Source organism: Selenomonas sp. KH1T6 (genome assembly GCF_900108415.1).
GTDB classification, from domain to species: domain Bacteria; phylum Bacillota; class Negativicutes; order Selenomonadales; family Selenomonadaceae; genus Selenomonas_B; species Selenomonas_B ruminantium_A.
Map to the genome: position 1 here is coordinate 1 of NZ_FNWN01000010.1, position 26,427 is coordinate 26,427.

Sequence of the window (26,427 nt, forward strand, 5' to 3'; positions counted from 1 at the left end):
CTCATCACATCCTGGGGCTGAAGCAGGTCCCAAGGGTTGGGCTGTTCGCCCATTAAAGTGGTACGTGAGCTGGGTTCAGAACGTCGTGAGACAGTTCGGTCCATATCCATCGCGGGCGCAAGATACATGAGGGAGACTGCTCCTAGTACGAGAGGACCGGAGTGGACGGACCGCCGGTGAACCAGTCATGCCGCCAGGTGTGCAGCTGGGCAGCTGCGTCCGGAAGGGATAAACGCTGAAAGCATCTAAGCGTGAAGCCCGTCCCGAGATGAAGTATCTCATAGCATAAGCTAGTAAGAAACCTTGAAGAAGACAAGGTTGATAGGGTAGGTGTGGAAGTACCGTGAGGTATGAAGCTAACTACTACTAATATGTCGAGGGCTTAACTTAAGTAGCGAGCCAAAGATGAAGGAGCGCAAGTGACGCACAGATTTGTGCGAGTCACTTATGCAAAATTTGCGAAGCAAATTTTACGTTCCTACTAAAACGTAACTCGCAGAGCACAAGAGGCCTGGAGTGTTCATACATTGATTTCTTCTGTATAGTTTTGAAAGTTTGAGAGAGCGCCGTTAGGCGCTCTTTTTTTGTGTTAACTGATATATTATGGTATACTTGTATAGTTGTGCAAAATATGGCTAGGGTGTGTTGATTAAATGAACTTGGCACAGATTTGCGGGGATTGGCTGCCCATTGCAAGGCGGCAAACCGGAGGCATAGCGGTGCTATGTCGAGGATTTGTCAACGCAGCAGGGGCAGTCAAGACCCGTGAAGATGGGCTGAGTGAATTAATCAACACGCCCAAGGAGTAATTTAGTCAATGAGTAATAATGTATATGCATTAGTCAATGAATTTTACAGAGAGAATGGCAGAGCCGGTTCTCTGCTGCCTCGCACATTGCTGGACAAGTATCTCCGTCGTCTGGCCTGGCGGGGCAGAGGGGATGCGGAACTCAGGCAGGAATGGAGCCTGATTGAACTGCTGCTGACCTATCTGGACGAGCAGCAGCTTGATTCTTTTGCAGCGCTTTCCATCTTCGATTACCAGGAGCTTCTCTACCGCTACAATGAGGTGCATAAGGAGTTCAGGCTGGAGGAAGAGTCAGTCAGGGAATGGCTGAAGCGGTTGCAGACGTTCTATGATTACCTTGCTGAGAATGGTTGGCAGGAGGATTTTTCTTACTTTATCCAAGATGTGGAGGAATCCTTGTATTTGGATGAAGTATTCTCCATGCCGCCCAGGCATACGAATGGGGATGTCTATCACCGTCTGGACCCGGAAACGGAAGAGTCGGTGGTGGAGGTGGAGAGGCTCAACGCAGAACTGGATGCGGTGCTCAAGAATGTGGGCAAGTACTTCAAGCAGAAGAAGTACGCCAGGGACTCAGAGCGGGCCATGCGGATTTTCTGCGGCCCTGCCCATGAAATGCCGCCTTTTATCAAGGACGAAAGCGAGGTCGAGGAAGACAGTGCCTTTTGGCTGAGCTACTGGGATTACTTCATGTTTGACTATCATCTGCTGGAGGATGACCGCACTCCGCTGCGGCATTATTATGAGCGGGAAAAGGACAATCTCAGCACCACGGCTCAGGATATTCTCCGGGACCTTCTCCATGCCCGCTTTTCCGTCTTTGAAGTAGTGGAAATGCAGGAGGGCATGGTGAAATGCCGTGACATCTTCACCGAGGAGTATATGGACCTGCCCATGCCCGAGGTAGGGCTCAATGGCATAGAGAATTTCGTTTTCTTCGGCCATATCAGGACCAGGGGCATACTGATGCTCAATTACATCACCTCTGTGCCTGCCAGCCTCAAGCTGCGTTCCCGCATGAAGGAGGTTGTGTTGCGCCAGTATGAGCTCTTCAAGCTGCAGAGCCCTCAGGCCAATCTGGAACAGTTCTTTGTGCGTGAGGCGGCGGCGGTGAGGCATATCCTTCACGTGATGTCCGATTACGCCCAGCTCAATGTGGTGTCTTTGAGGGAAATGCCTCCCAAGGTGCAGCGTCTGGAGAAGCTGGCGGATTGTTTCAAGGACGAAGCAAGGGCCCTGGAGGAAATAGTGCGGCGCATAGGCTTCAGTGCCTATGCCCGTCTGCTGATTCGCGCGCTCTTTGCTGATGCCGTGTCGGTGCTGGGGGATGAGAAAAGCTGCCGGGATAAGATGCCGGCTCTGATGACGGCAGTGCTTCTGATGTTCATCAAGATCAACGGCTATGATTACACTGCTACCCCGGATCTGTATATGCTTTTCGGCTCCCAGGAGAAGGAGACGGAGGCACTTGGCAGGATGCTTCGGGAAAAGCTTGATGTGCGGGTCTTTGACCCCCGTTATCTTACGGAGGATGGAGTTGTTTTGAGCTTGTACCTGCTGGTACAGGAAAACAAGCAGGATTAAAGGGGAAAGTCAAGGAAAGGCTTGCCCTGATATGATAAAGGAGTGATGTTGGTGGGTATCTTTCGCACCAAGAGCATTGAGGAATACCAGTCTGATGTGAAACGCACCCGCCTCAGGCGGGAAATGGGAGCCCTGGACGTTACTATGCTGGGCATAGGCGTCATTGTGGGGACGGGGATTTTTGTGCTGACAGGGGTGGCGGCGGCCAAGTATGCCGGGCCTGCTCTCATGGTATCCTTTCTGATGGCTGGCATTACCTGTGGTTTTGTAAGTTTGGTTTACTCAGAGCTTGCCTCCATGGTGTCCGTGGCTGGCAGTGCTTACGCCTATGCCTATACCTCCGTGGGAGAGCTCTGGGCCTGGCTGGTGGGCTGGAATCTGGTGCTGGAGTATTCCGTGGGTGCCAGCGCTGTGGCGGGGGGCTGGTCGGCCTATGTGACGGGACTTCTGAAGTCCATGGGCTTTGCCATACCCGAGGCTCTGACCAAGGTTCCTGCGGAAGGGGGCCTGGTGAATCTGCCGGCGGTGCTGATTACTCTTTTCCTGACAGCGCTGCTGATACGGGGCATACATGCCAGCGTCACGGTGAATAAGGTGCTGGTGGGCGTGAAGCTGCTGGCTATTTTCATCTTCTTGTTCCTGGCCGGGCCATCTGTGGATACTATGAATTGGGAGCCCTTCATGCCCTTTGGGTGGGCTGGCGTGTCTGCAGGAGCAGCTGTGATTTTCTTTGCTTACCTGGGCGTTGATTCCATTGCCACAGCGGCAGAGGAAACGAAGAATCCTGCCCGGGATATGCCCATGGGCATTATCGGTTCCCTGCTTATCTGCACCTTGCTTTACGTGGGGGTCACGGCGGTGATGACGGGCAATATGAGCTATACCCAGCTGGATAATGCCGAGCCGGTGGCTTTTGTGCTGCGTGAGCTGGGCTACCGCTTCGGTTCTGCTTTGGTGGGCACGGGAGCTATTGCTGGCCTGACCACGGTGCTGCTGGTGATGATTTATGCCCAGACCCGTGAGTTCTTTGCCATGAGCCGTGACGGGCTGATTCCGAAATTCATCTGCCAGGTTCACCCCCGCTTCAAGACCCCGCACCGCATCACCATCGTGGTGGGGGTGGCGGTGGCTATCGTCAGCGGCTTCACCCCCATCAATGTGGTGGCTGAGATGTGCAGCGTGGGCACGCTCTTTGCCTTCCTGGTTTCTTCCGTGGCGGTGATGGTGCTGCGCAGGAAGTATCCTGTCACCAAGCGTCCTTTCCGCTGCCCTGCGGTTTATCTGGTGGGCACCCTTTCCATCGTGAGCTGCGGCTACATCATGTACAACCTGTCTTCTATGACCTGGGAGAGGTTCTGGATCTGGAGCGCTCTGGGGGTGGCTCTGTATTTCCTTTATGGCCGCAATCATAGCCGTGAAGCAGCAGAGCAGGATAAGCAGGCATGAATTTTCATCGAAAAAGCAAAAAAATGAATATGACAAGATAAGCATGATTTATGCAAAGGCCCGGAACCGCATGGTACGGGCCGTTTGGCTGTGTGCAGGCGGGTTTTATCTTATTTACAATGGTTTTTGCAGGGTGTATAATTGATGTCAGCGGATAAGTGAAATTGTGTAATTTTCACCGAAAACGTATGTTAGGCTTCAAGTCATACACAGAGGGGAGCAAAACACATGAGCAAAAAAATGAAAACCATGGACGGCAATACAGCTGCCGCCTACGTGTCCTACGCCTTTACGGATGTAGCGGCTATTTATCCTATCACGCCGTCTTCACCCATGGCTGAGCACGTGGATGAAATGGCTGCCAAGGGACAGAAGAACCTGTTCGGCCAGAAGGTGCGCGTGATTGAGATGCAGTCCGAGGCTGGTGCCGCAGGCGCGGTCCATGGTTCCTTGCAGGCAGGTGCCCTGACTACCACCTATACGGCTTCCCAGGGTTTCCTCCTCATGATTCCGAATCTTTACAAGGTGGCAGGCGAGCTGCTGCCGGGCGTGTTCCACGTGAGCGCCCGTGCCCTTGCTGCTTCCTCCCTGAATATCTTTGGTGATCATCAGGATGTCATGGCTGCCCGCCAGGCTGGCTGCGCTATGCTTTGCGAGAACAGCGTCCAGGAAGTCATGGATATGTCAGCTGTGGCTCATCTGGTAGCTATCAAGGGCCGTGTGCCTTTCATAAACTTCTTTGATGGCTTCCGCACTTCCCATGAGATCCAGAAAATCGAGCTCATTGACTACGATGACCTCAGCAAGATCCTTGACTGGGAGGCTGTGAAGGCTTTCCGCGAGAGGGCTCTCAATCCGGATGCTCCGGTGATCCGCGGCACTGCCCAGAACCCGGATATCTATTTCCAGGAGAGGGAAGCTGTCAACAAGTACTATGATGCTATCCCGGCTCTGGTAGAGGAGTGCATGGCAGAGCTGGCCAAGGTCACCGGCCGTGAGCACCACCTCTTTGATTACTATGGTGCCGAGGATGCAGACCGCATCATCATCGCCATGGGTTCCGTCTGCCAGGCTGTGCAGGAGACGGTGGACTACCTGAACAAGAACGGCGAGAAGGTAGGCCTCCTGTCCGTGCACCTCTATCGTCCTTTCTCCCTGGAGCATTTCTTCAAGTTCCTGCCCAAGACCGTGAAGAAGGTGGCAGTGCTTGACCGCACCAAGGAGCCGGGCGCCATCGGCGAGCCGCTGTATCTTGATGTGAAGAGCGCTTTCTACAGCTCCGACCTGAACCCCGTCATCGTAGGCGGCCGTTATGGTCTGGGCGGCAAGGACACCACTCCGGACCAGATTTTCGCCGTGTTCGAGAACCTGAAGAAGGATGCGCCTCTTGACGGCTTCACCATCGGTATCGAGGATGACGTGACGGAGAAGAGCCTGGCTCCCGTGAACTCCGATGTGAACCTCACGCCGGAAGGCACCACCGCCTGCAAGTTCTGGGGCCTTGGTTCTGACGGTACTGTAGGCGCCAACAAGCAGGCCATCAAGATCATTGGCGACAACACGGATATGTATGCCCAGGCATACTTTGCCTATGACTCCAAGAAGTCCGGCGGCATCACCATGAGCCATCTGCGCTTCGGCAAGCTGCCCATCACCAGCCCCTATCTCATCAACAGGGCTGACTTCATTTCCTGCTCCCAGCAGTCCTATGTCTATAACTACGACCTGCTGGCAGGCCTCCGCAAAGGCGGCAAGTTCCTGCTGAACACCGTCTGGAGCGATGAGGAGCTCACCGAGCATCTGCCCGCTTACATGAAGCGCTATATTGCCAAGAACGAGATTGAGTTCTATACGGTCAACGCCGTGAAGATTGCCCAGGATCTGGGCCTTGGCGGCCGCTTCAACATGGTCATGCAGGCAGGCTTCTTCAAGCTGGCAAACATCATTCCCATTGACAAGGCTGTTGACCTGCTGAAGGACTCCATTGTGAAGGCCTATGGCAAGAAGGGCCAGAACATCGTGGATATGAACAACGGCGCTGTGGATCAGGGCGTAGAGGCTCTCCACAAGGTAGAGGTGCCTGCTTCCTGGGCTGAGGCACAGGATGAAGCTGAAGTGAAGCGGGATGAGCCTGCTTTCATCACCGAGATCCAGCGGGTCATGAACCGCCAGGAAGGCGACAAGCTGGCAGTTTCCAAGTTTGCCAGCGATATGGCAGACGGCACCTTCCCCGTGGGCGGCGCTGCTTATGAGAAGCGTGGCACGGCCATCAAGGTGCCTGTGTGGAATGTGGACAAGTGCATCAGCTGCAACCAGTGCTCCTTTGTCTGCCCCCACGCTGCTATCCGTCCTGTGCTCATGACTGATGAGGAGAAGGCAGCAGCTCCCGAAGGGATTCTCTCCAAGAACCCCAAGGCTCCGGCTCTGAAGGAATACAACTTCACCATGGCTGTGTCCACTCTGGACTGCCTGGGCTGCGGCAACTGCGCCCAGGTCTGCCCGGTGAAGGCTCTGGATATGCAGCCTCTGGATGACGAGCTCAAGGCAAAGCAGAAGTACTTCGACTATGCGGTGGACACCAAGAAGGTGGCTCCCAAGACCATCACCATGAAGAAGGAAACGGTCATCGGCTCCCAGTTTGAGCAGCCGCTCCTGGAGTTCTCCGGCGCCTGCGCAGGCTGTGGCGAGACTCCGTACGCCAAGCTCATTACCCAGCTTTTCGGCGACCGCATGATGGTGGCCAATGCTACGGGCTGCTCCTCCATCTGGGGCGGCAGCGCACCGGCTATGCCTTATACCAAGAACGCCAAGGGCCACGGCCCCGCTTGGGCAAACTCCCTCTTCGAGGACAATGCAGAGTTTGGTCTGGGCATGTTCCTGGGCACCAAGGCTGTGCGTGAGGCTCTGGAGGCAGATGCCCGTGCTGCCGTCGAGGCAGGCAAGGGCAGTGCAGACCTGCAGGCAGCTCTCACTGACTGGGCTGACCATCTGAATGAGGGCGAGGGCACCCGCGATCGCGCCGAGAAGCTGGAGGCATTGCTGGCTGCTGAGAAGGGCAGTGACGAACTGCTGGGCAAGATCTATGACCAGAAGCAGTACTTCGTGAAGCGCTCCCAGTGGATCTTCGGCGGCGACGGCTGGGCTTACGATATCGGCTACGGCGGTGTGGACCATGTGCTGGCATCCGGCGAGGACGTCAATGTCTTCGTCTTTGATACTGAGGTTTACTCCAACACCGGCGGCCAGTCTTCCAAGGCAACGCCTGCTGCTGCTATCGCTCAGTTCGCAGCTTCCGGCAAGAAGACCAAGAAGAAGGATCTGGGCATGATGGCTATGTCCTATGGCTACGTGTATGTGGCTCAGGTTGACATGGGCGCTGACCACAACCAGGTCCTGAAGGCCATTGCCGAGGCAGAGGCTTATCATGGCCCGTCCCTCATCATCGCTTATGCTCCCTGCATCAACCACGGCATCCGCAAGGGCATGGGCAACAGCCAGCTGGAAGCAAAGCTGGCTGTGGAGTGCGGCTACTGGGCAAACTTCCGCTACAACCCGCAGCTGGTTGGCAGCGAGAAGAACCCCTTCAGCCTGGATTCCAAGGAGCCTGACTTCGGCAAGTTCCAGGAATTCCTCATGGGCGAGAACCGCTACATCAACCTCAAGCGTTCCTTCCCGGAGGCAGCAGATGCGCTCTTCGAGAAGACCCAGAAGGATGCCATGACCCGCTATGAGAACTACAAGAAGCTGGCAGGCAAGTAAGACGGCAGCTTTCAGTTAATTGCATAGTTTAAGGAGAGACGACCCAGCGTGGGTTGTCTCTCCTTTTTGTCTTTGCGGGAAGGTTTCGAGTTTTCGCAGGATATGTTATAATATTTAATACGACTGAATTATTTTGCAGGGAGGTCATTGCTTTGAATATAAATGATGTAGTCAGCGGCTTCAGGCTGCTGAGGAAAACTTCCATCAAGGAGGTCAGCTCCGAGGCCTATGTCTTTGAGCATGAGAAGAGCGGCGCCCGGTTGTTTTTCCTGGAGAACGATGATGACAACAAGGTCTTCTCCATCGCTTTCCGCACGCCGCCGGTGGATGATACGGGGGTGGCCCATATTGTGGAGCACTCCGTGCTCTGCGGTTCCCGTAAGTATCCCTTGAAGGAGCCCTTTGTGGAACTGGTGAAGGGCTCTCTCAATACCTTCCTCAATGCCATGACCTATCCGGACAAGACCATCTATCCTGTGGCCAGCCGTAATGACAAGGATTTCCAGAACCTCATGGACGTGTACCTTGATGCGGTCTTCTATCCCCAGATGCGGGAAAATCCCCAGGTGCTCATGCAGGAGGGCTGGCATTATGAGATAGAGTCCCCGGAAGAGCCCCTGCGCTACAGCGGCGTGGTTTACAATGAGATGAAGGGGGCCCTGTCCTCTCCTGATGATCTGCTGGAGAGCCGCATCATGAACTCCCTTTATCCCGATACCACCTACGGCTGGGAATCCGGAGGTGACCCGGAGCATATCCCCGAGCTGACCCAGGAAATGTTCACCGAGTTCCATGGCAAGTATTACCACCCTTCCAACAGCTATATTTATCTTTATGGCGATATGGATATAGAAGAGAAGCTGGCCTATCTGGACAGGGAATATCTGTCCCATTACGACCGCATTCCCGTGCCTTCCGTCATTGAGAAGCAGGAACTCTTCACGGAGATGAGGCGCCGCACTGAGTCCTATCCTGTGGGTACTGAGGAGAGCACGGAGGAAAAGACCTTCCTCTCCCTGAATTGGCTCATGGGTGATTCCCTGGATACGGAAACTATCATGGGATTGGAAATCCTCAACCATGCCCTCTTGAAGACACCGGCTGCTCCTTTGCGGAAAGCCCTGATTGATGCAGAGCTGGGCAGTGATGTGGATTCCAGCTTCGAGGAAAGCGTGCTGCAGCCTTTCCTGAGCATTGTGGTGGCCAATTCCGAGGCTGACAGGGCGGACAAGTTCTATCAGCTGACCATGGATACACTGAAGAAGCTGGTGGAGGAGGGGCTGGACAAGACCCTGTTGGAAGCTTCCATCAACCTGCTGGAATTCCGCCTGCGTGAGGCGGACTTCGGCTCTGCTCCCAAGGGCTTGATTTACGGCATTGCCGCCATGAAGACCTGGCTTTACGATGGGCAGCCTGAGGATGCCCTTTACTATGAGAAACTGCTGGTCCGCATGAAAGAAGGACTGGAGGGCAGGTATTTTGAGGAGCTTATCCAGAAGTTCTTCCTGGACAACAACCATGTGACCATGGTGACCCTGACCCCCAGCAAGACCCTGGCAGCCGAGCGGGAAGCTGCCCAGGAAAAGCTGCTGGCTGAGAAGAAAGCGCAGATGTCCCAGCAGCAGATAAAGGAAATCATCGAGGCCTGCAAGGCGCTGAAGGAGCGACAGCAGGCAGAGGACAGCCCCGAAGCCCTGGCTTCCATTCCCGTGCTGGATGTGGCAGATATCCGCAAGGAAGCCTATGAGCTGCCTGTGGTGGAAAAAGAGCTCATGGGGACGAAGGTGCTCCACAGCAAGGTGGACACCCACGGCATTGGCTATCTGAACCTTTACTTTGATGCAGGCTGCGTGTCCCAGGAGCATCTGCCTTATCTCTACCTGCTGGCAGAGCTTATGGGTGAAGTGGATACGGCAGAGCACAGCTATGCAGAACTGGCCAATCTCAAGAATCTCCACACCGGCGGCATCAGCTATGATGTGGTGTCCTATACCCGCAAGGGTGAGCCGGATTCCTGCCAGCCCAAGTTCCGCATCAAGGCCAAGGCCCTGGTGAAGAAGCTGCCTCACCTCTGCCAGCTGCTGCAGGAAATCATTACCCGCAGTGTCTTTACGGATGCCAAGCGCATCAGGGAACTTCTGCTGCAGGTGCAGACAGAAGTGGAGCTGAGCCTGCAGCGCTCTGCCCATCAGGTGGTGTCCGGACGCATTGCCGCCTATCTCACCCCTGCGGGGGCTTATGCTGACCAGGGGGGCCTGCCCTTCTATCATTTTGTGAAGGACTTCCTGGCAGACTTTGACAATCATTTTGCCAAGCTCCCGGAGATTTTCGGTGAGGTGCTGCGCCAGGTCTTCAACCAGAAGGACCTTTTGGTGAGTATCACGGTGCCGGAGGCGGATTACAGGAGCTTTGAAGCTGCCTTTGCCCCCCTGCGCCAGTCACTTTCACGCCTGACTTTCCCCAAGCAGCGCTATCGCTGGAAGCTGGCCCGCCGCAATGAGGGGCTTACCTCCTCCAGCCGGGTGCAGTATGTGGGCAAGGGGGCTAACTTCCTGAAACTGGGCTACAAGTACACCGGCTCCATGCGGGTGCTGGAAACCCTGCTGCGCTATGATTACTTCTGGACCAAGATCCGCGTGCAGGGCGGTGCCTACGGTGCTTTCACCAGCTTCAACCGCAGCGGCATGATGAATTTCGGTTCCTATCGCGACCCGAACCTCAAGGAGACTATCGAGGTCTTTGACAGCACAGCTGATTACCTTGAAAATTTCGCTGCTTCCGACAGGGAAATGACCAAGGCCATCATCGGCACCATCAGTGGCGTGGATACGCCCCTCACTCCCCAGATGAAGGGGGAGATGGCGGATAACTGCTATCTGCGGGGCATTTCCTACCTTGACCGTCAGCAGATGCGCACGGAAATCCTCACCACCCGCCAGGGGGATATCAAGGCATTGGCTCCGCTGGTGAGAGCCTGCATGAAGGAGAATGTGCTCTGCGTCTTCGGCGGGGAGCAGAAAATCAAGGAAAACAAGAAACTTTTCGGTGCTGTGGCACCGGCGCTCTGAGAGTTGGTAAGGGCAGGTTTTTCCTGAAAGTTTGCAGTTTACGGCGTAGACAAAAGCTGCACTATGGCGTAAAATTGTAAACATGAATGAATAAAGGCAAATGTGGATATTCAAGGAGGCTTCCTGATGAAGAAACCGATTTTCAGAGGCGCAGGCGTAGCAATCATCACCCCTTACACTGAGGATGGCGTTAATTTTGAGGAACTGGGCCGCATCATCGACGACCAGATTGAGAATCATACGGACGCCATCGTCATCACCGGCACCACTGGCGAGTCTGCTACCATGTCCGTTGAGGAGCATAAAGAGGCCATCAAGTTTGCGGTGGAGCATACCAAGGGACGTGTGCCTGTGATTGCCGGCACCGGCTCCAATGAGACCCGCATAGCGGTGGAATTCTCCAAGTATGCTGAGGAAGTGGGGGCTGATGCCCTGCTGGTAGTGACTCCTTACTACAACAAGTGCACCCAGAAGGGGCTGATCCAGCACTATACCATGATTGCAGACAGCGTGAATATCCCCATTATCCTTTACGATGTGCCTTCCCGCACGGGGGTTTCTATCCAGACTTCCACCTATGCTGAGCTGGCCAAGCACCCCAACATCGTGGCAGTGAAGGAAGCTAACGGCGACCTTTCCAAGATCCTGCGCCTCAGGGCAGCCTGCGGGGATGACCTGGTGGTCTATTCCGGCAACGATGACCAGATTGTGCCCATTCTCTCTTTGGGCGGCCAGGGAGTTATCTCCGTGCTGTCCAATGTGGCACCCAAGGTCACCCATGATATGTGCCAGCTTTACTTTGACGGCAGGGTGGAGGAATCCATGAAACTGCAGATTGAGTACACTGACCTTATCGATGCACTCTTCTGTGAGGTGAACCCCATTCCCGTGAAGGTGGCTATGCGCAAGATGGGCTGGAATGCCGGCCCGCTGAGGATGCCCCTCTGCGAGATGGAGCCTGCCCATGAGGCACAGCTGGAAAAGGCTTTGAGAAACCATGGGCTGATCAAGTAATTTTGTTTTAGTTGGCAAGAGAAGGAGGAGGCTGTTTGTCAGCCTCCTCTTTTCTGCATGAGGTGAAAGATTATGCATGGTGTGTTTGATATTGTGGGGCCGGTGATGATAGGCCCCTCCAGCTCCCATACGGCAGGGGCTGCCAGGCTGGGGCTCATGGCGCGGAAGATCCTGGGCGAAAGGGCCGTGAGGGCGGAGATAAACCTGCATGGCTCCTTTGCCCAGACCTATAAGGGACACGGCACGGACAAGGCGCTCATTGCCGGCATCATGGGCATGGAGCCTGATGATATGCGCCTGCGCGAGGCGTTGGAACTGGCAGGCAGGAATGGCCTTTCTTACGATTTCAAGCAGGTGGAGCTTCAGGATGCCCACCCTAATACGGCAGTCATCTATCTTGTAGGTGAGACTGGGCGGGTGGCCAGGGTCAGGGGTGCCTCTGTAGGGGGCGGCAATATACTGGTCACCAATATTGATGGCTATGAGGTGGAGCTGAGCGGCCAGTATCCGGCGCTTCTGACCATTCACCACGACCGTCCCGGCATAATTACCAAGGTGACACAGATATTGGCCCGCTATGAGATGAATATAGCCTTTATGAGGGTGTCACGCCAGAGCCGGGGGGAGACTGCCATGATGATCATGGAACTGGATGACGAACCGGCAGTGGATGTAGTAGAGGAATGCGGCCAGGTGCCGGATGTGGAAATGGCCAGGGCAGTGCCCGCCGTGTGAGCAGGAGAGAAAGATGATAAATTTCAACAATCTGGCTGAGCTTATAGCCATGGCCACAGACAAGTCCATGCCCATGCATGAGATAGTCATTGCCCGGGAGATGCACACCAGCCTGCGCAGCAGGGAAAACATCATCAAGGAAATGGCTGCCAGCTGGGCGGTGATGCAGGAATCCATTGAACGGGGCATCAGCAATACGGAAAAATCCCTCAGCGGTCTTACAGGCGGCGACGCCCGGCGCCTTTCTCTCTACAGTGAGGGAAAGGTGCGGGTTCCTTACCTGGGGCGGGCAGCTCTGAAGGCTGCTGCTGCTGCCATAGGCGTAAATGAGGTCAATGCAGTGATGGGCCGCATTGTGGCCTGCCCCACGGCGGGTTCCTGCGGCATAGTGCCTGCAGCCCTTTATGCAGCCAGAGAAAGGGGAGCTTCTGAGGAAAAGCTGGTGCTGTCGCTTTTCACTGCGGCAGGCATAGGCATGGTCATAGATCAGAATGCCTCCATTGCCGGAGCTTCCGGGGGCTGCCAGGCTGAGTGCGGTACGGCGGCAGCTATGGCAGCAGGCGCTCTGGTGGAAATTGCCGGAGGCAGTCCGGAGGAAGTGGGGGAGGCGGTGGCCTTGTCTATCAAGAATCTCCTGGGACTGGTCTGCGATCCCGTAGCCGGCCTGGTAGAGGTGCCCTGCGTGAAACGCAACGGCTTTGCGGTGATCGAGGCCATGCTGGCGGCAGATATGGCTCTTGCCGGCATCAAGTCTGTCATTCCCGTGGATGAGGTCATCGAGGCCATGGATAAGATTGGGCGGGCCCTGCCCAAATCCCTGAGGGAAACAAGCCAGGGGGGATTGGCGGTCACGCCTACAGCCAGGAGGATTGAGCGGAGCCTTTACGGTCAAGAAAAATAACTGGCGGTATTTGGGGAAGTGTAGTAAAATAATAGATAGTGCTAGCCGGGGGCAAGACACCGGCGCAAGCAGGAAATCTATATACGCAGGAGGAAGCAATTCATGAGAAAAATTATCCAAATGCTGGTCATCGCTTGCATGGTAGTGCTTAGCACTCAGGTAGCGTTTGCAAATGCAGAGAAGGAAACCCTTATTGAGGGAGCAGATATTACCTCGATCCATCGCATTGCCGTGGGAGCTCCGCTTTATCAGCCTGTTGCTGCCAATGCGCCCAGTAAGGATATGCTCACCAAGATCGTCTATGATGCCAGCCGTGTGACCCGCAATCATGTGGTGTCCTATGACACGGTGGCAGATAACATCAGGGCAACCAAGGGGGTGGATGTCAGGGTCCTGGAGCGCCGTCAGGCTGGCAAGATTTTCAAGGAGAGCCTTGGCGATCTGGCTGATGCCTATGTTATTTTGACTGTGGCCAACAACAGCCGCACCAGCTTCTTTTTTGATGTGTTCAAGGTTGGCACCAATGAGCTCCTTTACAGCTATGAAATCCGTGCCAACAAAAATGAAGGCGATACTGAGAAAACCTATGCCAATTTCTGTGAGCAGTTCTACAAGCACTTTGACCGTGCTGTAGAGAAGCAGCTCAAGAAAGAACTCAAGGGAAAATATTAAATGCAAGAGAGACAGCGTCATCAGGGCGCTGTCTCTTTTGTGCATTTATGGAGCCTGCAGTTCAGCGGGCAAAGTAAAGGGGCTTTATCTTGGCATCTTCTGCGGTCTTTTCATCTATGAAGCCGTTGCGCACCATGGCGTCCAGCACTACGATCTGCCGCTTCTTGGCCATCTTGAAATCCACGTAGGGGGAGTAAAGGGAGGGAGCGTTGGGCAGGCCTGCCAGCATGGCTGCTTCTGAGAGATTCAGCTCTCTGGGCTGCTTGTCGAAATAGCCCAGGCTGGCGGCCTGGATGCCATAGAAGTTGGAGCCGTAGTAGATGGTGTTGAGGTAGAGTTCCAGGATTTCGTCTTTTTCATAGCTGGCTTCCATATCAAGGGCCAGCAGCAGTTCTTCGCCCTTGCGGCCGAAGGTCTGCTCATGGGAAAGGAAGAGGTTTTTCACCAGCTGCTGGGTGATGGTGCTGGCACCTTCCTGGATTTCTCCGTACTGCAGATTTACCAGGGAGGCCCGGGCCACGCTTTCAAAGTCCACCCCGTAGTGGGTGTAGAAGCGGCGGTCTTCTACCGCCAGGATGGCGTGCTGCATATTTTCCGGCACATCTTTCAGGCGCACGTAGTTTTCCTTGTCCAGCCTGGCCTCCACTGCCCGGTGCAGGAAGAAGAAGCGGGAGAGCCTGTCGCTGCCGCTCAGTTCCTCGGCAGTATCTGAGGCAATGGCGGGCAGGCGCTTTTCCAGCTTCGGCAGGAAATCACCTACGCCCTGCCAGGTGCGGGGAGAGAAAACCATCAGCCCGCCGGAAAAGGCAAAGGCGATAAAAAATAGGATGGCAAGCAGGGCCAGGAAGCGCAGGGGCTTCACGCGCCGCCTGATGACTTTTTTCCCGGTTCCCTTGCGTTTGGTTGTTTTTTTCATAGTCCCCTCCTTAGGAAGATTCTCTCCTATTATACTCCAATCTGTTCATTTTAGAGGAGAATTTTCGCAGAAAGAAAAAAATTCTCAGGGGACTATTGCAAAAATATACATTATGGTTGTATAATTATGCTTATAAGTTTACAGGGTACACTTGAGAGAGGTAGCGGCAATACCGCAAGTCCTTTCAAGGTGTACAGGTCAGGGGGAGAGTTTATGAAGGTAAGCGTATTGGGGGCCACGGGCTATGCAGGGGCAGAGCTCTTGCGACTGCTCTACAGCCACCCTGAGGCTCAGGTGGTGCACATCACTTCTGAAAGCCACACGGGAGAGAAGATTGACAGCCTTTATCCGCATCTTTCAGGACTGTATAATATGCAGCTTGAGAGCATGAAGGAGATTGAGTCCATCGGCAGGGACAGCGATTTCGTCTTTATAGGCCTTCCCCATGGCCATGCCATGAAGGTGGGGCAGGAGCTGGAAAACCTGCCAGTAAGGATTATCGACCTGGGGGCAGACTACAGGTTCGATGATACAGAGGTCTATGAAGCCTGGTATCATGTGCCCCATACTCATAAAGATGCGCCCAGGGTCTACGGCCTGGCGGAACTTTACCGGGACAAGATCAGGGATGCCAAGATCATCGGCAATGCGGGCTGCTTCACCACTGCCAGCATCCTGGCTTTGGCACCACTGGCCAAGGAACACCTGATTGAGGTGAACACCATCATCGTGGATGCCAAGTCCGGCGTCTCCGGGGCAGGCCGTGGGGCCAAGGTGCCCAACCACTTCCCGGAGCTTTACGATAATTTCCGGGCTTACAATGCCTGCAAGCACAGGCATACGCCGGAAATCGAGCAGGCCATGACGGATCTTTCCGGTGAGGAGACTATCATAAACTTCACGCCGCATCTGGTTCCTATGTCCAGGGGCATTCTTTCCACTTGCTATGCAACCCTGAAGCCCGGTGTTACGACTGAAATGGTCAATGAGGCTTTCGATAAGCTTTACGGTGAGGAACACTTCATCAGGCTGCGGGGCTTGGGGGCCTATCCTTCCACCAAGGAGGTGCGCGGTTCCAACTACTGCGACTTGGGCTGGCATGTAGACGAGCGCACGAAGCGGGTAATCGTCATGTCTGCCATTGACAATCTGGTGAAGGGAGCCGCAGGGCAGGCAGTGCAGAATTTCAATATCGCCTGCGGTTTTGATGAGAAGACGGGCCTGGATATGGTGCCCATGTATCCTTGATAGATAATTATGGAGGTTCAAGATATGTCAGATATGTTCAGCGAAGCAATGTGCAAGGCCGGTGTCACTTATCCTCAGGGGTTCAAGGCCGCTGGTGTCAAGGCCGGCGTCAAGAAGAGCGGCAACCTTGATGTGGCTGTCATCTATACGGAGAAGGAGGCCAGCGTGGCCGGTGTCTTCACCCAGAATGCGGTGGCAGCAGCGCCGGTTTTCGCTTCTAAGAAGGTAGTGGCTACGGGCAAGGCACATGCCATCACCGCCAATGCAGGCTGCGCCAATGCCTGCACCGGCGAGCAGGGCACGAAGGATGCCGCTGCCATGCAGTCTATCACCGCTGAGGCGCTGGGCTGCGAGCCTTTGGATGTGGTGGTAGCATCTACGGGCATCATCGGTGTGAATTTGCCCATGGAGAAGATGGAAGCCGGCATCAAGCAGGCTGTCAGCGAGCTTTCCGAGCATGGCAGCGAGACTGCAGGCAAGGCCATCATCACCACGGACACTTATTCCAAGTCCTGTGCTGCTGAGATTGAGCTGGGGGGCAAGAAGGTGCGCTTCGGCGCCATCGCCAAGGGCTCCGGCATGATCCAGCCCAACATGGCTACCATGCTCTGCTTCATCACCACGGATGCGGCTATCGACTCGAAACTTTTGCAGAAAGCCCTGTCGGAAATCACCGAGGTTTCCTTCAATATGATTTCCATTGACGGCGACATGAGCACCAATGACATGGTGATTGTGCTGGCCAATGGTGAGGCAGGCAACGAAGAGATCAAGGTTGAGGGTGCCGACTACGAGAAGTTCAAGGCTACCTTGCAGGAGCTCTGCCAGGGCCTGGCCCAGCGCATTGCCGCTGACGGTGAGGGTGCTACCAAGTTCCTGACGGTGCACGTTTCCGGTGTCAAGAACTTTGCTGACGGCAAGACCATTGCCATGAGCGTGGCCAAGAGCCCTCTGGTGAAGACGGCTTTCTTCGGGGAAGACCCCAACTGGGGCCGGGTCATCTGCGCTGTGGGCTATGCCGGAGTTGAGATGGTGCCTGAGAAGACCGTGGTGAAGTTCGGCGGCATTCCTGTCTATGCTTACGGCGTGGGTGCGGAGCATGACGAGGAGGCCCTGAAGCAGGTCATGAGCCAGAAGGATATCTTCATCGACATTGACATGGGCCTGGGCGAGGCTGAGGCTACGGTCTGGACCTGCGATTTCTCCTATGAGTATGTGAAGATCAACGGCGAGTATCACACCTGAGGGAGGCTGGAACCATGGATTTTTCTGCAGAGGATAAGGCAGGGGTCCTGGTGGAGGCCCTGCCCTATATACAGGAATTTTATGGCAAGACCATCGTCATCAAGTACGGCGGCAATGCCATGGTCAGCGAGGAGCTGAAGGAAAAGGTCATGCAGGACATTGCCCTGATGAAATACGTGGGCATCCGTCCGGTGATTGTCCACGGGGGCGGCCCGGAAATCACGGGCTTCCTCAAGAAGGTGGGCAAGGAAAGCTCCTTTGTGGCAGGCCTCCGGGTCACCGATGAGGAAACCGTGGAAATCGCGGAAATGGTGCTGGACGGCAAGATCAACTCCGAGATCGTGAACCTGCTGAACCGCCGGGGAGTCAAGGCTGTGGGCCTGTCCGGCAAGGACGCGGGCCTTATCAAAGCCAGGAAGAAAATGGCCACCGTCTACGAGGGCGAGGCAGAAAAGCAGGTAGATATCGGCTATGTGGGCGAGGTTGAAGAAATCCAGACTGGCATTATCGAAGACCTCCTGGACCGCGGTTATGTGCCTGTGGTGGCCCCCATCGGTGTGGGCGAGAACGGCGAGAGCTACAATATCAACGCCGACTATGTGGCGGCGGAGATGGCAGGAGCCCTGCAGGCGGAGAAATTGCTGCTGCTGACAGATGTGGAAGGGATTTACAAGGACTTCAACGACAAGTCCTCCTTCATCTCCACCCTGCATATGGAAGAAGCCAAGGCATATATAAGGGAGGGCATTATTGCCGGGGGCATGATCCCGAAGGTGGAAGCCTGCCTTAAGTCCCTCTCCATGGGCACTGGCAAGACCCATATCATCGACGGGCGTCTGGGACATTCTCCCATTCTGGAAATGTTCACTGCCAAGGGTATTGGTACCCAGGTGGTACGCTGAGAGGAGCAGATTATGCGGGAAACTGATCAAGAGATAATGGCCAAGGACAAGGCAGGTTACCTGCCGGTGTTCAACCGCTATGAAATAGTGCTGGACCACGGCGAAGGCGCTTATGTCTGGGACCATAACGGCAAGAAATACCTGGATTTCCTGGGGGGCATTGCAGTCAATGTGCTGGGACATAATCACCCGGCGCTGGTAAAGGCAGTGTCAGAGCAGGCTGGCAAGATGCTGCACTGCTCCAACCTTTACTACACCCAGCCCCAGGCGGATGCGGCAGACAAGCTGGCCAGGCTCAGCGGCCTTGAGGACGCCAAGGTGTTCTTTGGCAACTCCGGTGCTGAGGCCAACGAAGGGGCCATCAAGCTGGCCAGGAAATTCGCCCATGCCAAGGACCCTGAGAAGAGCCAGATTATCACAGCCTGGATGAGCTTCCATGGCAGGACCCTGGCTACCCTTACAGCTACAGGCCAGCCCCACTATCAGGAGGGGGTAGGGCCTCTGCCGGAGGGCTTTGACTATGTGCATTACAACGATATAGCTGAGCTTGAGAGCATGATGAGTGACAAGACCTGCGCCGTCATGCTGGAGACCATTCAGGGTGAGGGCGGTGTCTATCCTCCGAATCCCGGCTACCTGCAGAAGGTGCGGGAGCTTTGCGACAAGCACGGGGCCCTGCTGATCTTTGACGAGATACAGGCTGGTATCGGCAGAAGCGGCAAATTCTTCGCCTATGACAAGTACGGGGTGAAGCCGGATATCGTGACCCTGGCCAAGGGATTGGCTGGCGGCGTGCCCATCGGTGCCTTTGTGGCCCGGGGGGAAGTGGCCAAGGTCATGAAACCCGGCGATCACGGCACCACCTTCGGAGGCAATCCTCTGGCCTGTGCCGCAGCCAATGTGGTGCTGGATACAGTGCCCAAGGCGGAGTTCCTGGGGCAGATTGAGAAGGTGGGCGGCTATTTCAAGCAACAGCTGGTCAAGCTGCAGGAGAAGTTCCCCTCCCTTATCAAAGAAGTGAGGGGCGAGGGGCTGATCCTGGGGGCGGAGCTCTCCAAGGATAATATCGGCAGGGATATCGTGAACGACTGCCTGGCCGAAGGCGTTATCATCAACTGCACCGTAGGCAAGGTGCTGCGCTTTATTCCTCCTTTGATCATCACGGAGGAACATGTAGACGAAGTTATCGGGGCACTTGAGAAAGTGTTGCCCAAATACAACTGATTTGGGGGATTTTTATGTTAAAAGGCAGGGATTTGCTCTCTATCCACGAACTTACAGTGGGGGAAGTGGAGGAGATACTGGCTCTGGCAGCAGAGCTTAAGGCCAAGCAGAAAGCCGGCATTGAGCATAAGCTGCTCTCTGGCAAGACTTTGGGCATGATTTTTGAGAAGTCCTCCACCCGCACCAGGGTTTCCTTTGAAACCGGCATGTATCAGCTGGGAGGACAGGCCCTGTTCCTGTCCAACCGCGACTTGCAGCTGGGGCGCGGCGAGCCCATCAAGGATACGGCCAGGGTGCTGTCCCGCTATCTGGACGGCATCATGATCCGCACCTATGGCCATGAGCGGGTAGTGGAGCTGGCAGAGTATGCAGATATCCCCGTCATCAACGCGCTGACGGATCTCCTGCACCCCTGCCAGGTGCTTACCGACCTGCTTACCATCAGGGAGCATAAGGGCAAGAACCTCAAGGGTCTGAAGATGGCCTATGTGGGTGATGGCAACAACATGACCAATTCCTACATGTACGGCTGTGCCAAGGCGGGCATGGAGTTCGTGGCGGCTACGCCTGAGAATTATCGCCCTGATGAGACGGTGACGAAGCAGGCCATGGAGGATGCCAAGGCCACGGGGGCTTCCATCAGCCTGGTGACTGATCCTGTAGAAGCTGTCAAGGGTGCCGACATCGTGGTGACCGACACCTGGGCCAGCATGGGGCAGGAGGAGGAGCATGATGAGCGCAAGAAGATCTTCGCTCCCTATCAGGTGAACAAAGAGCTCATGGCTCACGCTGACAAGCGGGCCATCGTCATGCACTGCCTGCCTGCTTATCGCGGTGAGGAAATCACCGAGGAAGTGCTGGAGGCCAATGCAGATGTCATCTTTGACGAGGCAGAGAACCGCCTCCATACCCAGAAGGCCATCATGGCGCTCTTGATGGGCAGCTGAATCAGGTTTCACTAAGATTTACATAGACATCATGATAAAAGGAGATGCTTACTATGGCAAAAGCAAAGGTTAGCAAAGTTGTTCTGGCATATTCCGGAGGACTGGACACTTCCGTCATCATTCCCTGGCTCAAGGAGAACTATGACGGCTGCGAAGTCATCGCCTGCTGCTGCGATATCGGACAGGGTGATGAGCTGGATGTGGTCCATGACAAGGCCCTGAAGTCCGGCGCTTCCAAGGTCTATGTGGAAGACCTCACCGAGGAGTTCCTGACTGATTACGTCTGGCCCACCCTGCAGGCCGGGGCTGTCTATGAGGGCAAGTACCTGCTTGGCACCTCCTTCGCCCGTCCCCTGATTGCCAAGTGGCTTGTGGATGTGGCCAAGAAGGAAGGTGCGGATGCCATCGCTCATGGCGCTACTGGCAAGGGCAACGACCAGGTGCGTTTCGAGCTGACCGTCAAGGCTCTGGCTCCCAACCTCACCATCATCGCTCCCTGGCGTGAATGGGATCTTGATTCACGCAGCGCTGAGATCGAGTATGCCAAGAAGCATGATATCCCCGTGGCTACGGAAAACAAGACCTACAGCATGGACCGCAATATCTGGCATCTCTCCCATGAGGGTTCTGACCTGGAGGATCCTGCCAACGAGCCCAAGAACAGCATGTTCCTGATTTCCAAGGCTCCCGAGGATGCCCCGGACAAGCCCGAGTATGTGAAGATCTGCTTCGAGAAGGGCAGGCCTGTGGCTGTCAACGGCGAGAAGCTGGGTGCTGTGGAGCTCCTCACCAAGCTCAACGAGATCGGCGCCCGCAACGGCGTGGGCATCGTGGATATCTGCGAGAACCGCCTGGTGGGCATGAAGTCCCGCGGCGTCTATGAGAATCCCGGCGGAGCCCTGCTCTACTATGCACATCGCGAGCTGGAGTACCTTTGCCTTGACCGTGCCACCTATCATTACAAAGAAGGCCTGGCTATCCGCTACGGCGAGCTGGTCTATGACGGCATGTGGTTCTGCCAGCTGCGTGAGGCCCTGGCTGCCTTCGTGGAGAGCACCCAGCAGACTGTCACCGGCACCGTGACCCTGAAGCTCTACAAGGGCAACATCATCTCCGCTGGCTCCACTTCTCCCTATTCCCTCTACAGCCAGGAGTTTGTCACCTTCGAGCATGATGATGTGTACGACCAGGCTGATGCTACGGGCTTCATTAACCTCTTTGGCCTGCCCCTGAAGGTCCGTGCCCTCATGCAGGAGAAGAATGAGAAATGAGTGAGGCCATGTGGGGAGGACGCTTCACCAAGACCGTTGATGAAATGGTCAATGAGTTCCAGGCGTCCATAAACTTTGACAAGCGCATGTATCATGAGGATATTGCAGGGTCCATTGCCCACGCCATCATGCTTTCCAAATGCGGGATCATCTCCGAGGATGACTGCGGGGCAATCCTGGCGGGGCTGAAGGACATCGAGGGGCAGATTGAGGCGGGGGAGTTTGACTTCTCCGTGGACCTTGAGGATATCCACATGAATATCGAAAAGCGGCTGACGGAAGCCATCGGCGAGGCAGGGGGGCGGCTCCATACCGCCCGCAGCCGCAATGACCAGGTGGCTTTGGACACTCACATGTATGTCCGCCGTGAGACCGTAGCCGTGCTGAGGGAGATCCTCAATCTGCAGGCCGCCCTGGTGGAGACAGCCAAGGCCAATCAGGATGTGATCATGCCCGGCTACACCCACCTGCAGCGGGCACAGCCCATCCTCTTTGCCCATCATCTGCTGGCCTACTTCGGCATGCTCTCCCGTGATTTCGCCCGCTTTGAGGGCGTCTACCAGAGGGCGGACATCATGCCTTTGGGAGCAGGCGCTTTGGCTGGCACCACCTTCCCCATTGACAGGGAACTGGTGGCCAGGCAGCTGAACTTCCAGCAGATTTACGGCAACAGCCTGGATGCAGTCAGCGACCGCGACTACATCATGGAATTCCTGTCTGCTGCCTCCATACTCATGGTGCACCTGTCCCGCCTGTCCGAGGAGACCATTCTCTGGTGCAGCCGGGAGTTCTCCTTTGTGGAGCTGGATGATGCCCATTGCACGGGCTCTTCCATGATGCCCCAGAAGAAGAATCCCGATGTGTCCGAGCTGGTGAGAGGCAAGACCGGCAGGGTGGTAGGCCATCTCATGGCCATGCTGGCCACGGTCAAGGGCCTGCCTCTGGCCTATAACAAGGATTTGCAGGAGGACAAGGAGGGCATCTTCGATGCCATCGACACGGTGAAGTTCAGCCTGGGTGTCTATGCCCAGCTGATCCGTGGCATGAAGGTGAAGAAAGAGGTCATGCGCAGAGCTGTGGCAGAGGACTTTTCCAATGCCACGGACCTGGCTGATTATCTGGTGAAGAAGGGCATGCCCTTCCGCCAGGCTCATGCTGTCTCCGGCACCGCTGTCCACACCTGCCTGGAAAAGGGCTGCTACCTGCAGGATATGAGCCTGGAGGAGTACAAGAAGCTCTCTGAACTCTTCGAGGAAGATATCTACGAGGCCATCAGCCCCGAGACCTGTGTGGCAAACAGAAATTCCCTGGGTGGGACTTCCTACGCACAGGCAGCAAGGCAGCTGGCGGCGGCAGAGGAACTGCTGGCGGCAGAGAACAAGCTGCAGGAAGAACTGGCGCAGAAGCAGATTTAAGTCAATAACGCAAAGCAAGACACAGCCATTGGTGCAAGGCATGATGGCTGTGTCTTTTTGTCTGCCCATGGAGAAAGAGGATTTTGCCTGAAGGGCGCAGAAATCTATATCAACTGAAGGACCAGGACTGAAACGGAGGTGGAGCTTATGTCCATGGAATGGAGGATCTACGGCAGATCCGTAGTGTTCGTGCTCATTACAGCCGTACAGGAGCTTTATTACGGGGCAGAGGTGGTGGTGCAGTTCACAGCCAACAAAGGACTGTTTTGCGAGCTGAATCATCTGCCTGTGCCGCTTAACGAAGGAGTGGTGCGGGCCATTGAGGTGAAGATGCGCCAGATTGTGGCAGAGGACAGGCCTTTGGTCAAGAAGTCCATGCTGCGGGAGGAGGCGGTGCAGCTTTTCAAGAGCAGCGGACAGATTGAAAAGGCGAATCTCATCAGTGCGCTGCCCAGGGAAATGGTGAGCATCTACAGCTGTGGCAATTACCATGACTACCTCTATGGGAAATTGCGTCCCTCTACCGGAGAGCTGGGGCATTTTGAGCTGGACTATGAGCCGCCGGGGATTCTCCTGCGCATGCCCACCCAGTATACCTATGAGACTATGGAGATTCCCCGCCGGGTTTCCCAGCCCAAGTTCCATCAGATCCTGTCTGAGTCCAAAGAGTGGGCCAAAATCCTCCAGTGCCGCTATGTGACGGATCTCAACCGGGCCAACAAACAGGGCAGGATGGGGGAGGTTATCCGCGTTTCTGAGGCGCTGCAGGAAAAAACCATTGCCAGGATTGCCGACCACATTGCCGAGCACAGGGGCAGGCTCCGGCTGATACTCATAGCAGGGCCGTCGTCTTCTGGCAAGACCTCCTTTGCCCAGCGCCTGCGGGTGCAGCTGCTGGTGAACGGGCTGCGGCCTGTATCTATTTCGCTGGATGATTATTTCAAGAACCGTGTGGACACGCCCAAGAATGAGGCAGGAGAATACGACTACGAATGCCTGGGAGCTCTAGACACAGAGCTTTTCAATGAGCAGATGGTATCCATGCTGAAGGGAGAGGCTGTAGACCTGCCCCATTACAATTTCCTCACGGGCCTGAGCGAGAGGGGCGGGGGGCGGCATCTGCTGGTGGCTCATGACCAGCCCATCATCGTGGAGGGGATTCACGGCCTCAATGAAAAGCTCAGCGAACTGGTGCCCAGGGAACGGAAGTACAAGATTTATATCAGCGCCCTGACTCAGCTGAACATAGATGCCCACAACAGGATTCCCACCACCAGTGCCCGGCTCCTGCGCCGGCTGGTGCGTGACTACCAGTTCCGCGGCGCCCGTGCCCTCAAGACCCTGCATCAGTGGCCTGCTGTGCGGGAGGGGGAGGAAAAGTACATCTTCCCCTTCCAGGAGGAGGCAGACTTCATGTTCAACTCTGCCCTGATCTATGAGCTGGGCATCTTGAAGCATTACGCTGAACCTTTGCTGGAAAGTGTTTCTCCAGAGGTGCCTGAGTACGGAATGGCCCGGCGTTTGCTGGACTTCTGTCAGTATTTTGACCCCATCACGGTGGAGGACGAGGTGCCAAATAATTCTATCCTGAGGGAGTTCATAGGAAAGTCGGTGTTCTTCAAATAGAGAGAGCCTGTTTGCGACCGATACGGTTTTGCAAACAGGCTCTTTTATTATGCATATTTTTAGACATCATGTGACTGAGTTTCAGTGCAGATATAAGATGCTGTTCCTTCCGCTACATGGCTTTGTGCGTAGTGCGATTGGAATTGTTTGGCCAACATCAGCAGGTCTTCTCTGTGCTCATGGTTAAGGCTGCGGAAAATACTGAGAAGCTCCCTCTCTTTGGGGAACAGCTCTTCTTTGGTTTGGGGCCTGTCATCGCCCAGCAGCCAGGACAAGCTTACATTTTCTGAGCGTGCAATTGTTACGAAGCCGTCGGCATCAGGCTGGCCTGAACCTCTTAGCCAGCCGATGAAAGCGTTCCTGGTGACACCAAAGCGTTTGGAAAATTCTGTCTGAGTGAGCTTGTAGTCCCTGTCCTTGGCTCTTTCCCATAGTTCATTTATGCGTTCATGGAATTTATTTTTCCAAATCATATCGTATCTATGCTCCTTTTTGGAAAGCATAGCATATATGTTAGTGGAGATAGCTTTGTGTGTCATAAAATTACATTGACTGAGTAAAAAATACTCACTATAATTAAATATGTTGCTTGATAAATACACAAAAACCTTGCAGGGAGTAAGTAAATTTGAACGGACCCATAGATATAGTCCTGCCCTGGCTGGATGACCATGACCCGGCCTGGCAGGAGGAACTAAGAGAGAGCATGTCCAGATATCCAAGGGATGAGGGAGCGGATTCCAACATCCATTTTGAGAGCTGGGACAATCTACATCTATGGTTCCGGGCAGTGGAGAAGTTCATGCCCTGGATGCATCGCATCGTGCTTATCACTTGGGGGCATGTGCCAGCATTCCTGCGCACCGACCATGAGAAACTGCTCATTGTCCGGCATACGGACTACCTGCCTGAGGAGTATCTGCCAACGTATAATTCCAACGTCATTGAGCTGAATGTGCACCGCATAAAGGAGTTGGCGGATAACTTTGTTCTCTTCAACGATGACACCTTCCCATTGGCGCCGGCTGATGAAGGCTATTATTTCCAAAATGACCTGCCCTGCGATGAGGCGGTGGAGGGCATCATCGTCCCCAAAGAAGAGGGGGCGGTGGCCCATATGGCCCGCTATACCCAGGTGAACAATCTCATGGTCATCAACCGACACTTCGATAAACGGGCCATGCAGGAGGAGCACCACGAGAAGTGGTTCAACCCCGTCTATGGGAATCTCTTGGAGCGCACGGAATCCCTTGCCTACTGGAACACCCTGGGCGGCATCCATGACCCCCATATGGCCAACCCCTTAAAAAAATCAACTCTGGCCAAACTCTGGGAGCTGGAGCCGGAGGTGCTGGACAGATGCTCCCGCAACCACTTCCGCGCCCATACAGATGTGACCCAGTACCTCATCCGCTACTGGCAGCTCTGCACAGGTCAGTTCGTGCCCCGCAGGACAGAGGGCAAGATGTGCCTGATGGACAAGAGCAACTATCTGGAATACGCGGAAGGGATCAGGCAGGGCAGCTGCCCCATGGTCAGCATGAACGAAAGCTGCACCGCCGAGGAATTCCCCCTTATCAAAAAGGCCATCAATGAAGCCTTGGCAGAATTGCTGCCTGAGAAATCATCCTTTGAGAAGTGAGACC

The 26,427-nt window shown here is 55.0% G+C and carries 20 protein-coding genes and 1 rRNA gene; 19 read left to right on the top strand and 2 right to left on the bottom strand.

Translation table 11 applies throughout. The features are described from left to right. From BLW59_RS07880 to BLW59_RS07920, 10 genes are all read left to right on the top strand, one after another. Nucleotides 1-390, top strand: a 23S ribosomal RNA gene (locus BLW59_RS07880); the annotation flags it as partial. A gap of 263 nt (nucleotides 391-653) precedes the next feature. Continuing rightward, nucleotides 654-809: a hypothetical protein gene (locus BLW59_RS17720; protein ID WP_175463386.1), complete on the top strand. Its 156-nt coding sequence runs from the start codon at nucleotides 654-656 to the stop codon at nucleotides 807-809. An 8-nt stretch (nucleotides 810-817) separates the two neighbouring features. Beyond that, the gene (locus tag BLW59_RS07885; protein WP_074697352.1) at nucleotides 818-2,392 is read left to right on the top strand and encodes a hypothetical protein; all 1,575 of its coding nucleotides are present in this window, start codon (nucleotides 818-820) and stop codon (nucleotides 2,390-2,392) included. A gap of 51 nt (nucleotides 2,393-2,443) precedes the next feature. Next, entirely contained in the window at nucleotides 2,444-3,838 is a 1,395-nt protein-coding gene (locus BLW59_RS07890; RefSeq protein WP_029543078.1) for an amino acid permease, read from the top strand. 228 nt (nucleotides 3,839-4,066) lie between these two features. Further along, the gene (nifJ, locus tag BLW59_RS07895) at nucleotides 4,067-7,597 is read left to right on the top strand and encodes a pyruvate:ferredoxin (flavodoxin) oxidoreductase (protein ID WP_074697353.1); all 3,531 of its coding nucleotides are present in this window, start codon (nucleotides 4,067-4,069) and stop codon (nucleotides 7,595-7,597) included. 152 nt (nucleotides 7,598-7,749) lie between these two features. Beyond that, on the top strand, nucleotides 7,750-10,665 hold the full coding sequence (locus tag BLW59_RS07900) for an insulinase family protein (protein WP_074697354.1): 2,916 nt from the start codon (nucleotides 7,750-7,752) through the stop codon (nucleotides 10,663-10,665). Between the two features lie 126 nt (nucleotides 10,666-10,791). After that, nucleotides 10,792-11,679: a 4-hydroxy-tetrahydrodipicolinate synthase gene (gene dapA, locus BLW59_RS07905; protein ID WP_074697355.1), complete on the top strand. Its 888-nt coding sequence runs from the start codon at nucleotides 10,792-10,794 to the stop codon at nucleotides 11,677-11,679. A 72-nt stretch (nucleotides 11,680-11,751) separates the two neighbouring features. Then, a complete protein-coding gene (sdaAB, locus tag BLW59_RS07910; protein WP_074697356.1) occupies nucleotides 11,752-12,414 on the top strand; it encodes an L-serine ammonia-lyase, iron-sulfur-dependent subunit beta in 663 nt (220 codons plus the stop codon). A 13-nt stretch (nucleotides 12,415-12,427) separates the two neighbouring features. Next, the gene (gene sdaAA / locus BLW59_RS07915; protein ID WP_074697357.1) at nucleotides 12,428-13,315 is read left to right on the top strand and encodes an L-serine ammonia-lyase, iron-sulfur-dependent, subunit alpha; all 888 of its coding nucleotides are present in this window, start codon (nucleotides 12,428-12,430) and stop codon (nucleotides 13,313-13,315) included. A gap of 102 nt (nucleotides 13,316-13,417) precedes the next feature. After that, the gene (locus BLW59_RS07920) at nucleotides 13,418-13,987 is read left to right on the top strand and encodes a coenzyme F(420) biosynthesis enzyme (RefSeq protein WP_074697358.1); all 570 of its coding nucleotides are present in this window, start codon (nucleotides 13,418-13,420) and stop codon (nucleotides 13,985-13,987) included. Nucleotides 13,988-14,048: 61 nt separating this feature from the next. Here BLW59_RS07920 and BLW59_RS07925 read toward each other — a convergent pair whose 3' ends face one another. Continuing rightward, nucleotides 14,049-14,903, bottom strand: coding sequence for a transglycosylase domain-containing protein (locus tag BLW59_RS07925; protein ID WP_074697359.1), 855 nt, complete (start codon nucleotides 14,901-14,903; stop codon nucleotides 14,049-14,051). A gap of 213 nt (nucleotides 14,904-15,116) precedes the next feature. Here BLW59_RS07925 and argC point away from each other — a divergent pair, with 213 nt between their 5' ends. The 8 genes from argC to BLW59_RS07965 all read left to right on the top strand — a co-directional run bounded on the left by argC (nucleotide 15,117) and on the right by BLW59_RS07965 (nucleotide 24,781). Beyond that, nucleotides 15,117-16,151 (top strand): N-acetyl-gamma-glutamyl-phosphate reductase, encoded by a 1,035-nt coding sequence (gene argC, locus BLW59_RS07930; protein ID WP_074697360.1) that lies wholly within the window; start codon nucleotides 15,117-15,119, stop codon nucleotides 16,149-16,151. A gap of 33 nt (nucleotides 16,152-16,184) precedes the next feature. Next, nucleotides 16,185-17,396, top strand: a complete 1,212-nt coding sequence (gene argJ / locus BLW59_RS07935) for a bifunctional glutamate N-acetyltransferase/amino-acid acetyltransferase ArgJ (protein ID WP_074697413.1) — start codon at nucleotides 16,185-16,187, stop codon at nucleotides 17,394-17,396. Nucleotides 17,397-17,410: 14 nt separating this feature from the next. Continuing rightward, nucleotides 17,411-18,298 (top strand): acetylglutamate kinase, encoded by an 888-nt coding sequence (argB, locus tag BLW59_RS07940; RefSeq protein ID WP_029543094.1) that lies wholly within the window; start codon nucleotides 17,411-17,413, stop codon nucleotides 18,296-18,298. Between the two features lie 12 nt (nucleotides 18,299-18,310). Next, nucleotides 18,311-19,522, top strand: a complete 1,212-nt coding sequence (locus tag BLW59_RS07945; protein WP_074697361.1) for an acetylornithine transaminase — start codon at nucleotides 18,311-18,313, stop codon at nucleotides 19,520-19,522. Between the two features lie 14 nt (nucleotides 19,523-19,536). Further along, complete coding sequence (gene argF, locus BLW59_RS07950; RefSeq protein WP_074697362.1) at nucleotides 19,537-20,469, top strand: ornithine carbamoyltransferase; 933 nt, start codon at nucleotides 19,537-19,539, stop codon at nucleotides 20,467-20,469. Nucleotides 20,470-20,522: 53 nt separating this feature from the next. Then, nucleotides 20,523-21,740, top strand: a complete 1,218-nt coding sequence (locus BLW59_RS07955; RefSeq protein WP_074697363.1) for an argininosuccinate synthase — start codon at nucleotides 20,523-20,525, stop codon at nucleotides 21,738-21,740. Continuing rightward, complete coding sequence (gene argH, locus BLW59_RS07960) at nucleotides 21,737-23,155, top strand: argininosuccinate lyase (RefSeq protein WP_074697364.1); 1,419 nt, start codon at nucleotides 21,737-21,739, stop codon at nucleotides 23,153-23,155. The genes BLW59_RS07955 and argH overlap by 4 nt, the downstream gene beginning before the upstream one ends. Before the next feature lie 147 nt (nucleotides 23,156-23,302). Then, nucleotides 23,303-24,781 (top strand): uridine kinase family protein, encoded by a 1,479-nt coding sequence (locus BLW59_RS07965; protein ID WP_074697365.1) that lies wholly within the window; start codon nucleotides 23,303-23,305, stop codon nucleotides 24,779-24,781. Between the two features lie 59 nt (nucleotides 24,782-24,840). On the opposite strand, the gene BLW59_RS07970 is transcribed toward BLW59_RS07965, so the two are convergent. Then, on the bottom strand, nucleotides 24,841-25,254 hold the full coding sequence (locus BLW59_RS07970; protein ID WP_074697366.1) for a helix-turn-helix domain-containing protein: 414 nt from the start codon (nucleotides 25,252-25,254) through the stop codon (nucleotides 24,841-24,843). A gap of 155 nt (nucleotides 25,255-25,409) precedes the next feature. Between BLW59_RS07970 and BLW59_RS07975 the strand changes: the two genes are divergently transcribed. Continuing rightward, nucleotides 25,410-26,423, top strand: a complete 1,014-nt coding sequence (locus BLW59_RS07975; RefSeq protein WP_074697367.1) for a hypothetical protein — start codon at nucleotides 25,410-25,412, stop codon at nucleotides 26,421-26,423. Nucleotides 26,424-26,427: the final 4 nt, after the last annotated feature.